Annotated in this window: 12 protein-coding genes; 5 read left to right on the top strand and 7 right to left on the bottom strand. The window is 40.6% G+C overall.

The features are described from left to right. Positions 1 to 73 precede the first annotated feature (73 nt). Positions 74 to 1,360, bottom strand: a complete 1,287-nt coding sequence (locus AACU32_RS39775) for an FAD-binding oxidoreductase (protein WP_096607688.1) — start codon at positions 1,358 to 1,360, stop codon at positions 74 to 76. A gap of 858 nt (positions 1,361 to 2,218) precedes the next feature. On the opposite strand from AACU32_RS39775, the gene AACU32_RS39780 reads away from it, so the two are divergent. Further along, complete coding sequence (locus AACU32_RS39780; protein WP_096607689.1) at positions 2,219 to 3,352, top strand: hybrid sensor histidine kinase/response regulator; 1,134 nt, start codon at positions 2,219 to 2,221, stop codon at positions 3,350 to 3,352. A 363-nt stretch (positions 3,353 to 3,715) separates the two neighbouring features. Here AACU32_RS39780 and AACU32_RS39785 read toward each other — a convergent pair whose 3' ends face one another. From AACU32_RS39785 to AACU32_RS39805, 5 genes are all read right to left on the bottom strand, one after another. After that, entirely contained in the window at positions 3,716 to 5,077 is a 1,362-nt protein-coding gene (locus AACU32_RS39785; protein WP_096607690.1) for an NAD(P)/FAD-dependent oxidoreductase, read from the bottom strand. 288 nt (positions 5,078 to 5,365) lie between these two features. Beyond that, positions 5,366 to 6,484: a tetratricopeptide repeat protein gene (locus tag AACU32_RS39790; RefSeq protein WP_096607691.1), complete on the bottom strand. Its 1,119-nt coding sequence runs from the start codon at positions 6,482 to 6,484 to the stop codon at positions 5,366 to 5,368. 328 nt (positions 6,485 to 6,812) lie between these two features. Further along, positions 6,813 to 7,238 carry a type II toxin-antitoxin system VapC family toxin gene (locus tag AACU32_RS39795; protein ID WP_096607692.1) on the bottom strand — a complete coding sequence of 142 codons (426 nt, stop codon included), beginning with the start codon at positions 7,236 to 7,238 and terminating at the stop codon, positions 6,813 to 6,815. Positions 7,239 to 7,254: 16 nt separating this feature from the next. Continuing rightward, positions 7,255 to 7,461 carry an antitoxin family protein gene (locus AACU32_RS39800; RefSeq protein WP_096607693.1) on the bottom strand — a complete coding sequence of 69 codons (207 nt, stop codon included), beginning with the start codon at positions 7,459 to 7,461 and terminating at the stop codon, positions 7,255 to 7,257. 85 nt (positions 7,462 to 7,546) lie between these two features. Then, positions 7,547 to 8,197 (bottom strand): transaldolase family protein, encoded by a 651-nt coding sequence (locus AACU32_RS39805; RefSeq protein ID WP_096607694.1) that lies wholly within the window; start codon positions 8,195 to 8,197, stop codon positions 7,547 to 7,549. A gap of 276 nt (positions 8,198 to 8,473) precedes the next feature. Here AACU32_RS39805 and AACU32_RS39810 point away from each other — a divergent pair, with 276 nt between their 5' ends. The 4 genes from AACU32_RS39810 (at position 8,474) to AACU32_RS39825 (ending at position 12,312) form a co-directional block, all read left to right on the top strand. Beyond that, positions 8,474 to 9,823 (top strand): glutamine synthetase family protein, encoded by a 1,350-nt coding sequence (locus AACU32_RS39810; protein WP_096607695.1) that lies wholly within the window; start codon positions 8,474 to 8,476, stop codon positions 9,821 to 9,823. A 634-nt stretch (positions 9,824 to 10,457) separates the two neighbouring features. Continuing rightward, positions 10,458 to 10,763, top strand: a complete 306-nt coding sequence (locus AACU32_RS39815) for a hypothetical protein (RefSeq protein WP_339378644.1) — start codon at positions 10,458 to 10,460, stop codon at positions 10,761 to 10,763. 105 nt (positions 10,764 to 10,868) lie between these two features. After that, complete coding sequence (locus AACU32_RS39820; protein ID WP_096607697.1) at positions 10,869 to 11,510, top strand: hypothetical protein; 642 nt, start codon at positions 10,869 to 10,871, stop codon at positions 11,508 to 11,510. A 10-nt stretch (positions 11,511 to 11,520) separates the two neighbouring features. Beyond that, entirely contained in the window at positions 11,521 to 12,312 is a 792-nt protein-coding gene (locus AACU32_RS39825; RefSeq protein WP_096607698.1) for a pentapeptide repeat-containing protein, read from the top strand. A gap of 830 nt (positions 12,313 to 13,142) precedes the next feature. On the opposite strand, the gene AACU32_RS39830 is transcribed toward AACU32_RS39825, so the two are convergent. After that, on the bottom strand, positions 13,143 to 13,622 hold the full coding sequence (locus tag AACU32_RS39830; protein ID WP_096607699.1) for a cupin domain-containing protein: 480 nt from the start codon (positions 13,620 to 13,622) through the stop codon (positions 13,143 to 13,145). Positions 13,623 to 13,644 lie beyond the last annotated feature (22 nt).

A 13,644-nucleotide genomic window follows, 5' to 3' on the forward strand; every position in this document is an offset into this window, starting at 1 on the left:
ACGGGAAGCAAGCTACGCGGAGCGTCTCGTTCGCGCAGCGTCTCCCCTTAGGAGAAGAGAGGCGCTGCTGTCTTCAAATCCCGCCCACAAATCGACCAGGACTTAAAATATTTTTGCTATCAAACTGTGATTTAATCCGCCGCATTAATTCCAATGCATTACCCCGATATCCCCAGACATCAAATTTTTCTTTTACTGTATTTGGTGCTTCCAAGATAGAGAGAAAACCACTATTAACTTGGCAAATTTCGCGCATTTTCAAAGCTTCTTTTTGGCTATTTAAACACAATAGTCCCAATCCACTACTAATATGAATAATTCCCATTTCTACTTGAGTTAAAATCTCTAAAGCAGCAGTCGGTAATACTCCTATTTTGCAGGTTATGGGAAAATCTGTAGCGACAGAATCCATTTTTTCTGGCAATCTCTGCCATAGACTAGCTTCATCCTCTGCTTGATAAATTGTCCCCTTTAATCCCAACTCTTGCCCGACATCCCACAATCGGTTTGCTTGTTCGTTCACACTCTCACTAATACTTTGAAACCGCGCGATTAATCCTAATCCTTCACCTAGATCGAGGCTAGATACCAGTTTAGTAGATAGTAAATCAGCTTGGGTTGGGGTTAACGCCGAACCTCGCAAAGTCGCCGCTGCATTAGATATCATCTCCGCTGCGCCTGTGAGTACCACCGTTGCTGATGCTTCTTGCTGCGGGTAAACTCGGAATGTCACTTGAGTGATAATCCCTAATGAACCGTAAGACCCGGTAAATAACTTCATCAAATCATAGCCGGCGACATTTTTGACCACTCGTCCCCCAGCTTTGGCAATTTCGCCATCAGCACGCACAAAGCTAATACCTAGCAACTGATCCCGCACGCTACCATAACGCTGTCTCAGGGAACCTGTATTCGCTGTAGCTACTATACCGCCAATTGTTGCCAACTCTGGTGCGGTGGGGTCAAGGGCAAGAAATTGGCGATAATTAGCCAACATCCCTTGGAGATGAGAAAATCTCATGCCCGCTTCTACTGTAACAGTCAAATCACCTACGGCGTGTTCAATGAGTCGATTGATGCGTTCTGTGCTAACTACCACATCAATGTTCTGAGCTAAACCGCCCCAGCTAAGTTTACTAGTACTACCGCAGGGGAGGACACGCAAATTTTGACGATGTGCCTCTGCAATAGTGGCTGCTAGTTGTTCTTGGGTGCGGGGATAAACGATACAACTGGGGTATTTTCCCGCAGCCATTGCCTTTTGGATAGATTCTTTACGGGTGGGTTCCAGATTTTCCCAAGGATAGATAGCATTTTCTTCATTGACGATAGATGCTAGACAAGAAGCGATCGCGTTCATCAGTTTATTTTTTACGCCTTACTTCTAATTTACCTAAGAAAGGCATAAGGCTGACTGGAATGCTCCATGCCTATTTTCATACATGGGAATAAAAATTTTGGCATTGGTACTACCTTCTTATTGATTTCAATCAGCCATATGTTTTTAATGTAACTTTATACTCAGTAATATCTTTTAAGCACTAGTACTGAAGAAATAATATTAATTATGACTTAAGCTATCTACAGTAAATTATCAGTATCAGCTAGATATTTGTTTGATCGGGGTAGCAATGTCATCAATCTATTACCACCTAGCATCAGCTAAGTCTGTTTTACTACAGTACATATATTTATATACAAAGATATTTTTGCATAAGCAATTATACTTGAAATTGCCATGACCACTGAAGTATAAATAATAAACTATAAAATTAAGTTACCCAGAAACAAATGGGGAAAAATCCGCAATGGAGAAATTGTACAGCCTTGGAGAGCGATCGCTGAGGAAGAGTCAGCAAAACCCATTAATCAAGTATCTGAGGAATTGATTTTTACAAGGTAATAATTTTTAGATTAATCAAAACTCCCTAAAAATTGAGAGTGCTATTTCCAATAACTTGATGATTAATGAGCCACTTTTCACCTTAGCCAAATATGCTTGTTTAGAAAATAAATATCACCTAAAAATGAAATAGAAAATATTATTTATGCTCTTGCATTTTTGTTATTTTGTATATATCAATATAACAAATATTCACTATATGTCAATTATTTGATAATAGATTATAACAATTAGAAAGCATGATTAATAGCAATAATTTTGAGGAAATATATTTACAATTACTTTCAGCAAGCCAAACTAGGAGCCTGATAAAAAATGAAAGCAAAAATCCTGGTTGTTGAAAATGAAATGATTATTGCTTATGATATTAAAGCTTGTCTAGAGAAAGCAGGATACACTGTTCCTGCAATGACTGCTTATGGAGAACAAGCAATTACAAAAGCAGCAGAATTACATCCAGATTTAGTTTTGATGGATGTGATATTGAAAGGTAAGATAAGTGGAATAGAAGCCGCTGCTGAAATTGGAAATCGTTTTAATATACCAGTAGTTTATTTGACTGCTTACACTGACCATAGCAACTTAGAAAAAGTAAAAACTACCCAGCCATTTGGCTATATACTTAAACCATTTGCAGAAATGCAATTAATTACTACTATTGAAATTGCCTTAAACAAGCATCAAACAGAAGTGATGATGCGCGAAGCTTTAGAGGAAGAAAAAGAACGCCAAAAAATTAAAAGCCAATTTTTTTCAATGCTCAGTCATGAGTTTCGTAATCCCTTAAGTAATATTTTAACTTGTACTGAATTACTCACAGATCATAGTCATCAATTAAATGAGTCGAAAAAAGATGAATATCTCAATTACATTCAAAAATCTGTACAACATCTTGAACATTTATTGAATGATGTTTTGTTGATAGGCAAAGCAGAAACAGTAAAAAATCAGTTTAATCCCGAACCATTAGATTTAGAAAAATTCTGCCAAAATTTAGTAGCAGATATTCAGCTTACCGCTAACAAAACCCACAATGTTATCTTTAAAAAAATCGGAATAAACGTCCTTACACAACCTTCTATCAATCCAAAAAATCCACAATTGATCAGCTTGGATGAAAAAATGGTACGCCATATCCTCATTAACTTGCTGAACAATGCTGTGAAATATTCCCCTGAAGGTGGTACAGTCAGCTTTGAGCTTTTTTATATGCCGGGAGAGGTAATTTTCCGTATCCAAGATGAAGGTATTGGAATTCCCGATGCCGATCAAGAAAATTTATTCACCTGTTTTCAAAGGGGTAGTAATGTAGGTAATATCCCAGGTAATGGTTTAGGACTGGCAATTGTGAAACATTATGTAGATTTGCATGGTGGAGATATCTCTTTTGCCAGTAAATTAGGAACAGGTACGACTTTTATTGTTAATTTACCAGTTGGTAATAATTAGTCATTAGTCATTAGTCATTAGTCATTAGTCATTTGTTCTTAGAGTGTGTTTGAAAAGTTTTTTGCTATGACTTTAAGTACATTCAGATCCCCCCTAACCCCCCTTAAAAAGGGGGAACCGGAATCAAAGTCTCCCTTTTTAAGGGAGATTTAGAGGGATCTAAAACTTTTGATACCGACAAGATGACTTTTCAAACATCCTCTTAAACTTATTCCTTCTTTGAATTCCCAGAGTTAGCCCTAACCTATTTTTACGTGGTGATGGGCGGAAAAACTCCACCCATATATATCAATACGGTTCAGTTAAGAATATTGCAAGAATCAGGTTTTTGGCTCTAACTGAACTGTATTGCCATACAGATTACTAAACTTTAACTGGTTGCCTACTGTTTGGGGAGTCATAATAAGTATGACTATCGTCAAGTTTAGTTGGAGTTGGTAACTCTTCTCCTGTAATCAATCTAGCGCCACGATTATGGGTAGCATAGTTCCATGCCCACTGAATGATTACTATTAATTTGTTTTTAAATTCAATTAAAAAGTAGATATGCACTAATAGCCAAAATAGCCATGCAAAGAAACCTCTAAGCTTGATCAAACCTAAATCGACAACAGCCAAATTTCGCCCGATAATTGCTAAACTACCTCGACTGATGTAATTAAATGCTGGCAGAATATTGCCTTTTAACTTCTGTTCAATTAGTGTGGCAACATATTCTCCTTCTTGCTTGGCAACTGGTGCAACACCAGGTAAAGGTTTGCCGTCTTGATGGGAAAAATTTGCTAAGTCGCCAATTACAAAAATATTAGAATATCCTTTAATACTTAAGTCTGATTCTACAATAACTCTGCCTGCGCGATCAAGTTCAACGTTTGTGCTTTCTGCTAAGACTTTCCCCATTGGAGATGCTTTTACACCTGCTGCCCACAATATTGTTTTTGAGGCAATTTCTCTAACTCCATCCCCTTGTTTAATGGTAACAATATCATTTTCAATGTTGGTTACCAAGGTTTTTGTTTGCACAATAACGCCCAATTCTTTAAGAGATTTTTCTGCTGTTTGTGATAAATCAGGGGAAAAAGGTGGCAGGATACGATCCATACCTTCTAATAAAAGAATTCTGGCTTCTGATGTGTCTATCTTGCGAAAATCTTCTTTGAGGGTTTGGTATGCTAGCTCTGCGATCGCACCTGCTAATTCTACCCCTGTAGGGCCACCACCCACAATCACAAAGGTTAACCAAGCACGACGTTTTACTGGATCAGTTTCTTTTTCTGCGGCTTCAAAGGCTGTAAAAATTCGCCGACGCATTTCTATAGCATCTTCTACAGTTTTTAAACCGGGCGCAAATTCTTCCCATTCGTCTTTCCCAAAGTAGGAATGTTTAGCACCTGTAGCCACAATCAATGTATCATAAGGTATTGCTTCATCACCCAGTATGACTTTCTGTCCTTGGGGATCGATATTATTCACAGATCCCAACAATACTTGAGTATTTTTGTTTTTACTCAGCACCGATCGCAAGGGTGAAGAAATATCAGCGGGTGATAAATTACCTGTAGCAACTTGGTATAGCAGTGGTTGAAATAAATGAAAGTTGCGTTTATCAATGAGCGTAACATTGACTGGTGCTTTAGCAAGTGCTTTTGCCGCATACAAGCCACCAAAACCACCACCAACAATCACCACTTGATGGGGTGGTTGATCTAAGCATGAATTTTCCATGATAAATGTTTCCTTATGTTACGACTGTTGTAACTATTCTTAATAAAAATGTAACAAACTTGGCAAAATTCTTTCTGTTCGCCTTGCACAGATGAAAAAATTATTAAAGTGAGCAAAGTTACATTATTAATGGGGCATTGGGCATTGGTGGACTCTTTTCTATGCCTAATTTTCTATGCTCTAGCTTCGACCGAGCAATTTCCTTGCGCGACATTGGTTTTTCTTAGTTTTTTGATAAATTATAGTAATAGACTTAAAACTTTTTGGACAGATAAACGGTTATACTGGTCATTTTGTGGTGAGATCCAACTCTTGAAGTCGTTGTATGGCCTTTTGTTTTAAAAATACATTATCTGTTAAAGTCAGAGTTTTATTGAAATCTTTTACTGCTTCGTTTTTACTACCTTTATCTTTGTAGGCAAGCCCTCGATTATAGTAAGCATCGGGATAATTAGGTTTCAAGTTGATAGCTTCAGTAAAATCCTTTATTGCTTCGTCCCATTCGTTCTTTCCCCTGTAAGCAAGCCCTCGGTTATAGTAAACATTGGGATCGGGATAATTAGGTTTCAAGTTGATAGCTTCAGTAAAATCCTTTATTGCTTCGTCCCATTCGTTCTTTCCCTTGTGAGCAAGCCCCCGATTATAGTAAGCATCGGGATAATTAGGTTTCAAGTTGATAGCTTCAGTAAAATCCTTTATTGCTTCGTCCCATTCGTTCTTTTCTTTGTGAGCAAGCCCCCGATTATAGTAAGCATCAGGATAATTAGATTTCAAGTTGATAGCTTCAGTAAAATCCTTTATTGCTTCGTCCCATTCGTTCTTTTCTTTGTGAGCAAGCCCCCGATTATAGTAAGCATCAGGATAATTAGGTTTCAAGTTGATAGCTTCAGTAAAATCCTTTATTGCTTCGTCCCATTCGTTCTTTTCTTTGTGAGCAAGCCCTTGAGAATAGTAATAAAAGGGAGCATTAAGCGAGTTGCTTTTCTGGCTATAATATAAGCCAAACCCTGCTAATCCAATTAGAAGAATTGTACCACCTGTAATTAATTTGTTTTTAACAAGTTGATTAAAAGGTAGTTTATATATATTATTTGTTATTGGTTGTTGAGGAAACGAATCTTTATGCCTGATTTTAGAAGTCGGTTCAAGTGTTTGGGCAATAGCTTGTAAATTTGGATTTCCAGGGTTTTTACTACACGCTGCACGGATTAAGTCTTCAATCCATCCCTGTGCTTCTGCTGTTTGTATCAGTTTAAAGACAATATCTTGTAAACTCCCTTCGCCTGCAATTGTTCTTAGATTTATATTTAATCCAAACGACAACATCTGTTCTAGGGATTCTGTGTTAGGAAAAGCATCAATAAAAGCCGATTGTAATTGTTTGCGCTGTTCACCGGATAAACTCATATTTGTCAATTCCTCTTATGTTCAATCCGAGTTGAGAGTTGTTGTGGTTGCTTTCAAACAATTGGTGAATCACCTCATTGCTACTTAGTTATTTTGTCTCCTGTCACAAATTCACCTTCTTTAATATTAAATACAGAAACATCGTTGGTTCTCAACCAATGCTCTTGTCTAAAAAATCTGACCAGCGAGATTTTAAACGTTGAGTCAGGGCATTTACTTGACGGCGAAAGTGGTTGACGGTTGACGGTTGACTGTTGATTGTTGACTCTGAACAATAACAATGGAATATTTTTTTATTTGGAAGTCCTAAAAAGTTGGAACAGGTTATTTAATTTTTTTCTTCTCGCAACAAAGCCCGAAAACCAGCCTGTTGAAAATGTTCATTGGCAGTTAAAGCTTCTGTGATTCCACTATATTGCATGACTATAAAAGATACGCAATCTGTAAATTTCCATTCTTTCTCAGAGCGATCGCAATATAGCTGAAAAGCTCTGTCATAGAGTTCTGGAGATAAAGGTACAATTGCTACCTTAGAATCTGCTGCTAAGGCGGTTAATAACATGACTGCCCCATGACGTAATGGTTGTTTAGATAAAATATTGCCAATTTCTAACATCACTGCTTGTGTTGTGACTAAGCGTGTACCTGCTGTTTCTAAAAGTTCAGCTAGTTGAACAGCGCGCTGATGTAAGTTATCTTGCGGTGCAGATAAGGCGATCGCAAATGTTGTATCAAGAAAAATTTCAGACTTCATGCTGAATTTTTAGAACTTACAAATATTTATCAATGTTGGTAGACCAATCAGCTGGCGCTTTTAGTTTGAGCGATCGCGCGGTCATTAAAAATGATACACTTTCCTGCTTTTCTGGTGGTAAAACTTCTATACTCAACCGCACACGGGTATTGGCTGGTAAAGCTAGGGGTTCACTAGGATAGAACACTTTGCCATCAAATACAGCTGTGATTTTTTCTGTCATTATTTTTTATTTAGGGGCATGGGGCATGGGATGAGGCAGATGAGGGGAGAATTAATGACTGTTGACTGTTGACTGTTGACTAGTGTCAGAGTTTACAAGATACCCAAATGCCACGCCCATTTTTGGTGAATTCATCAATAGTTTGCAGTGAGAGTTCATGAGTAGTCATCGCTTGCAACATCCCTAAAGGTAAGGTGAGATGTTGGGCGCCTGCTTGGAGAGATGCTACTGCTTCTTCTGGGGATTTGATACTTGCTGCCATAATTTCTGTACTGCTACCTGCTACAACGCTGGACATCTGCTGTAACAAGGCGATACCATCACCTAAAAGTTTAGTCGCTCGATTAACATAAGCGATCGCATATTTTGCACCCGCTTCCTTTGCTATCGCTGCTTGGGAAGCACTATATATTCCTGTTACCGCACAGGAAATTTCCCCTTCCAATGCTGCAACTACCTGAAATCCTACCAACGATGCGGGAATTTTCAGTACAGTTTGGTTACCAATGATTCCAAAAGCTGCCCGCCCTTCTGCTAGCATTTCATCAAAATCTGAGGACATCAGCTGGTAAAATACAGGGCCTTGAGTTAACTGTGCCAGTCGTTTGAGAGTAGTCTCTACTGGTAAATCGCTTTTCGCCAAAAGAGTTGGGTTGGTCGTGATGCCTTTTACCCAACCCAATTCCTTCGCAGCCTGGGCTTCAGCGATAATTGCCGAATCAAGATAAATGCTCACGAGTTTCTCCTCTAAAAGGTGGTGTCGCTGTCATTTTACTGTGCAGAGGGTGTCATTGGGCATTGGACTACCCCTTCGGGGAAGTCAAAAGTCAAAAGTCAAAAGTCAAAAAAAAATCTTAATGAGCGAATGCGTGAATTGTTTGTCTCCCCAAACTCCCCAAACTCCCCACACTCCCCACACTCCCCACACTCCCTCATCACAATCTAATTATCAAGAAAATTGACAAGCGTGGGAAAATTGTCCCATCAACTCAACCACAGGATGGGATGAGCGATGGGTGAACAATATACTTTTAAAAAAATCAAAAAATCTCTTCACGAGGCTGGGGTAAAATTTGTCCGCATTCTTTGGTGCGATAATGCCAATATCATTCGTGGGAAAGCTGTTCATTTAAAAATGTTGTCTCACTATTTTGAACATGGTGTGGGCATATCTGCCGGGGAACAGGGAATACCTGTAATGTATGATGCGATCGCTCCTGATAGTGGTGTTGCACCAGTGGGTGAGATTCGCTTAGTACCAGATTGGTCTAGCCTTACGCCTTTACCCTATGCCCCTGGTCATGCTCGTGTTCTAGGTAACATGATACTTGATGGGCAACCTTGGGCTTTCTGTCCGCGAAATTTTCTCATGCAGATGATCGCCGCAGCGAAAAGTCAGGGATTGGACATTCAAGCCGCATTTGAAAACGAGTTTTACTTACTACGACAAACAGATGCGGGAATTGTGCCTACAGATTCTACGGTGTTTGGGGCAACACAATCAATGGATATCAATCGGGAAGTGATTGATGCTATAGCCGATGCACTCATTGCTCAAGGCATTCCTGTAGAGCAGTATTACCCAGAATCAGGCCCTGGTCAGCAGGAAATTTCTGTGCGATATACCGATGCTTTACAGGCTGCTAACTGGCAGATTGGTTTTCGCGAAACAGTAAGTGCGATCGCTCGTCAACACAATCTTACAGCTTCTTTCTTACCAAAAATCTTCCCTGAAGCTGCAAGTAGCGGTTGTCACATCCATCTCAGCCTTTGGCGTGACGGGCAAAACCTCCTCCCTGATGCTCAAGGTGTCTGTGGTCTTTCCCAGACTGGTAGAGCGTTTATTGCTGGCATCCTGGAGCATCTGCCAGCACTGATGGCATTAACTACCCCTAGTGTTAACTCTTACCGCCGCATCCGTCCTCACACTTGGAGTGGTGCTTTCCGTTGTTGGGGACCAGATAATCGGGAAGCTGCTGTTAGAGTACCTAGCGATCCGGGGTTAAGCAGTTCTAGTCATTTCGAGGTAAAAACCGTCGATGCATCAGCGAATCCTTTCTTGGCTTTAGGTGCGATAATTGCTGCTGGATTAGATGGTGTACAGCGAGGTTTAGAACCACCCAATCCAGTCACAGAAGACCCCGGAAATTTGCCAATTGAGCAACGTTTAGCCAATGGTATTCACTCTTTACCGAGTAATCTTGGAGAAGCGATCGACCATCTTAGACAGAACCATGTTTTATTAAATGCTTTAAATCCCCAGTTATCTAAAGCTTTTTTAGCAGTACGCCAAGCAGAATGGCAAGCAATGAAAGATTGGGACTTGGAAGCAGAAGTTAAGTTGTTATTGGAGAGATATTAGTTTAGGGAACTCCAAAAAATAAATTATGCCAAATTGTAGGGGCGGGGTAACCCCGCCCCTACTACGATTTGCGGGTTTGGTAAGTTAATAATTGGAATATTTTTTTATTTGGAAATTCCTTAATTTTACTGAAAAATTTGTAGTTGCGATCGCCCTAATTCTGAGAGTGATCGCACATTAACTATTTGTTTTCTAGTAAATTACTAGCCAGTTGTAGTGAAGCGATGACCGAGCGCTGTAAGTTTGCTGATGTGTTATTCTACAGCTTTGGGTCAACAACTGGCGATTTTGCGCTGTTGCGTTTTGTTGGTAATCTTATTTAAACCGCAAAACAGAAACTTGTGCTGCCAAATTGCCAGAACTTTTGAACGCGGTGCTGTCACTTCAAATTTTTCTGACAGCAGCAGAGAATTTTAGCTTGGGTTGAGGCGCAAGCAAAACCCAACAAAACCCGCCAAATGTTGGGTTTCGTTCCTCAAGCCAAGCTACCCATCTGTCACTTCAAATTTTTCTTACAGCAGTAGTGCATAGAGAAAATTCTTTATGTACACCAGTCATATACCGGAAAACCAAAAATTGCAATTGATGTTAAAAGCTACAACATCGAATACTTCCCTTAATAACTATCAATTCTATGTCTTCTGTACTCAAATTCTTATTTGTCTTTTTGTGCTGCATGGTTGTTTCCGCTGTGCTTTGGCAGCATTTTGTGGTCAATAATATTTATTATTGCATCTGGTCAAATGTCATTATTGATTTCTTTTTTCCCGATCGCTGGTATCATGGTGCCAACAGTGGCGATATGATGAAACCCGGCTGGAGTATGAGTAAGCTGCTTTCTCTGTGGTATTCAATCATCGCTGTTTCGGTTTTGGTGAGTGCTGTATTTACCTTGTCTGGGAATCGACATGACCGCACAGTAGACAAGGGAAACAAATAACAAAAGACCAATGACCAATGACCAATGACAAATAACCACTGACTATCGGGTACACTCATATATTGCAACAGATCACGTTTAGCCCGATGATTGGAGAATAATACCTTGGGAATAGAACTACGCAGTTTCGTATTTCTCGACAACCTGCAACCTCAACATGCAGCATATATGGGAACCGTAGCTCAAGGTTTCTTGCCCTTACCAGGGGATACATCCCTGTGGATTGAAATTTCTCCGGGAATTGAAATCAATAAAATTACAGATATTGCTTTGAAATCGGCTTCTGTGCGTCCGGGGGTACAGGTAGTTGAACGACTTTACGGTCTATTAGAAGTTCATTCTAGCTCCCAAGGGGAAACGCGATCGGCTGGTCAAGCTATTTTGGCAGCATTAGGTGTTAAAAGAGAAGAATGTATCAAACCAAGAGTTGTTTCTAGTCAGATTATCCGCAATATTGATGCTTACCAAACACAACTAATTAATCGCACGCGCCGGGGACAGTTATTATTAGCCGGGCAAACTTTGTATGTTTTAGAAGTTGAGCCTGCTGCTTATGCGGCACTAGCTGCAAACGAAGCAGAAAAAGCAGCTTCGATTAATATTTTGGAAGTACAAGCGGTAGGTAGCTTTGGACGGCTATATTTAGGTGGACAAGAACGAGATATTCTTGCAGGTGCAGCTGGCGCGTTAACAGCAATTGAAAATGTTACAGGTCGGGCAAATCCCCAGAGTGGTCGTCAGGAGTAAAGGAGAGACAATGGCCAATCAAGCGCATCTGGCTTTACTGAAAGCTGGTGCAGTCCAATGGATTGAGTGGAGAAATCAAAATCCCCAGATTGAACCAGATATCAGTACCGCAAATCTCTCTGGAGATAACCTCAGAGGTGCAAACCTCCAAGGGGTGAATTTAACTAAAGCAGATTTAAGTAATGCTTTACTTGTACGCGCAAATCTTAGTGGTGCTGACTTGAGTAGTGCGAATCTCCACAATGCCAAACTGATTGAAGCTAATTTGAGTACAGCTAACTTCAGTGTTGCTAACTTGAGCGGTGCTATCCTGACACAGGCGGATCTGTGCCATGCTAACCTGATTGGCTGTGACTTGAGGGGGGCAAATCTTCGAGGTGCGGCGATCGCAGATGCTAATCTTATAGGTGCTGACTTGAGTGCTGCTGACTTAAAAGAGGCTGACTTAGGTACAGCAAAACTGATCCGCGCTAACCTGAGTTTTGCCAACCTGATTGAGACTAACTTGATTGCGGCTGATTTGGGCGAAGCTAATTTACACGCAGCAGAAATTATCGGGGCTTACCTTTACAAAGCTCACCTCTATAAAGCTAATCTTAGCAAGGCTCACCTAACTTGTGCGTATCTATTTCGCGCTAACCTGAGTGAAGCGGATTTGCGCGGTGCAAACTTGTCATGGGCTAACCTTAAAGGTGCTAACCTCGCCGGCGCAAATCTCAAAGGCGCTAACCTGAAGGGAGCTAAACTTGACGGCGCAAATCTCCAACAGGCAATTATGGATAATACCATATCTGAAGAATAATTGCAATAGCAATGCACTCGTTTTCTGAACGAAAGAGTACCCATTGTTAACGAAAGAGTACCCGTTGTTCACGAAAGAGTACCCATTGTTAACGAAGGAGTACCCGTTGTTCACGAAAGTGTTCATTTTTTGAACCAACGATCGCAAATTTTGTGTGTAGGTTTAAAATTGCGCGATCGCTCTTTTTACAGGAGCATTTCAAATGTGTAAATTGATTTTTTGTATACTTGATCAATGGGAGCAAGATGCTTTTTTGTAGACTTGACCAATGGGAGCAAGATGCTCCCACTACAAATTTATTAGAGGATGTTTGAAAAGTGGTTGGCTGTATCTTCGCACTTGTTGATCCCCCCAACCCCCCTTGGAAAGGGCAGGGCTGTTTCATTCGATAATGAGGCGTGATTTGTCAATATCATTGGCGATGTTTTTTTGGTATAGAAGTGAGAGAAAACCTACATTTCAACCCAGTAAAATCAAATTTTCGCCTAGAAAACTCGCGTGATTGCGAAACATAACCCTTGACATTATGAGCCTTTGAGGGAATGAAACAGCCCTGCCTTGGAAAGGGGGGCAAAAACCTCTGAAAGTCCACGGCAGTTGCTTCAAGTCGGGAAACCCGCCCAACGCACTGCCTCCCATTTTTAAGGGGGATTTAGGGGGATCTAAACGTTGTGCTACCAACCAGAGAACTTTTAAAACAACCTCTTACAGCAGTTTTCACATATTTAAACCATATCTATTGTAGGGGCACAGCAGTGCTGTGCCCGTAGAGCGTGGTCTATATACCTAACAATTGCTGTAACCCTGATTAGCGCTTTCAAATACAGCTATCAGTATGGCGTTCCGTCTTTGTGGGTGAACTTCCACTTCCCTTCCACAAGCAAAGCCTGGATATCGTCATCGGGATATTGTCCTTCATCACCCGCAGTTCTGTCACCCACTTCCAGGTATACTACATCGTCAGCGGTTTCGTTGCTCAAATGGTGAGCATTACCAGTACCAGCTTTGAAGCCCGCGCACATTCCTGGTGAAAGCACGGTGCGACCTTCGTCTGTCTGTAGCGTTGGATACCCATGCAAAATATAGATGAACTCGTCTTGTTTGCTATGGGCGTGACGGAGAGACGAAACTGCATTAGGAGCCAAGCGTGTGAGATTGACACCAAAATTCGTTAAGCCAAACAAGTCGCCAAGTGGACGCTTCTCCCTCCCCAGCATCTGCGAAGCAAATGGTTCAGGATAGTTGCTGGGCTTAGTCCGTGCTGGTGCTTCAGCTGCATTGACGGCGATTGGCTTTGTTTGTTCTGACATACATGCCTTCAAAAACGGGATG

Source organism: Calothrix sp. NIES-2100 (genome assembly GCF_963875285.1).
GTDB lineage: Bacteria > Cyanobacteriota > Cyanobacteriia > Cyanobacteriales > Nostocaceae > Aulosira.

What these genes read in the sequence shown, in the direction of transcription:
- AACU32_RS39775 (WP_096607688.1), bottom strand. Translation starts at nt 1,360, where the DNA reads ATGAACGCGATCGCTTCTTGTCTAGCATCTATCGTCAATGAAGAAAAT.
- AACU32_RS39780 (WP_096607689.1), top strand. Translation starts at nt 2,219, where the DNA reads ATGAAAGCAAAAATCCTGGTTGTTGAAAATGAAATGATTATTGCTTAT.
- AACU32_RS39785 (WP_096607690.1), bottom strand. Translation starts at nt 5,077, where the DNA reads ATGGAAAATTCATGCTTAGATCAACCACCCCATCAAGTGGTGATTGTT.
- AACU32_RS39790 (WP_096607691.1), bottom strand. Translation starts at nt 6,484, where the DNA reads ATGAGTTTATCCGGTGAACAGCGCAAACAATTACAATCGGCTTTTATT.
- AACU32_RS39795 (WP_096607692.1), bottom strand. Translation starts at nt 7,238, where the DNA reads ATGAAGTCTGAAATTTTTCTTGATACAACATTTGCGATCGCCTTATCT.
- AACU32_RS39800 (WP_096607693.1), bottom strand. Translation starts at nt 7,461, where the DNA reads ATGACAGAAAAAATCACAGCTGTATTTGATGGCAAAGTGTTCTATCCT.
- AACU32_RS39810 (WP_096607695.1), top strand. Translation starts at nt 8,474, where the DNA reads ATGGGTGAACAATATACTTTTAAAAAAATCAAAAAATCTCTTCACGAG.
- AACU32_RS39815 (WP_339378644.1), top strand. Translation starts at nt 10,458, where the DNA reads ATGTCTTCTGTACTCAAATTCTTATTTGTCTTTTTGTGCTGCATGGTT.
- AACU32_RS39825 (WP_096607698.1), top strand. Translation starts at nt 11,521, where the DNA reads ATGGCCAATCAAGCGCATCTGGCTTTACTGAAAGCTGGTGCAGTCCAA.
- AACU32_RS39830 (WP_096607699.1), bottom strand. Translation starts at nt 13,622, where the DNA reads ATGTCAGAACAAACAAAGCCAATCGCCGTCAATGCAGCTGAAGCACCA.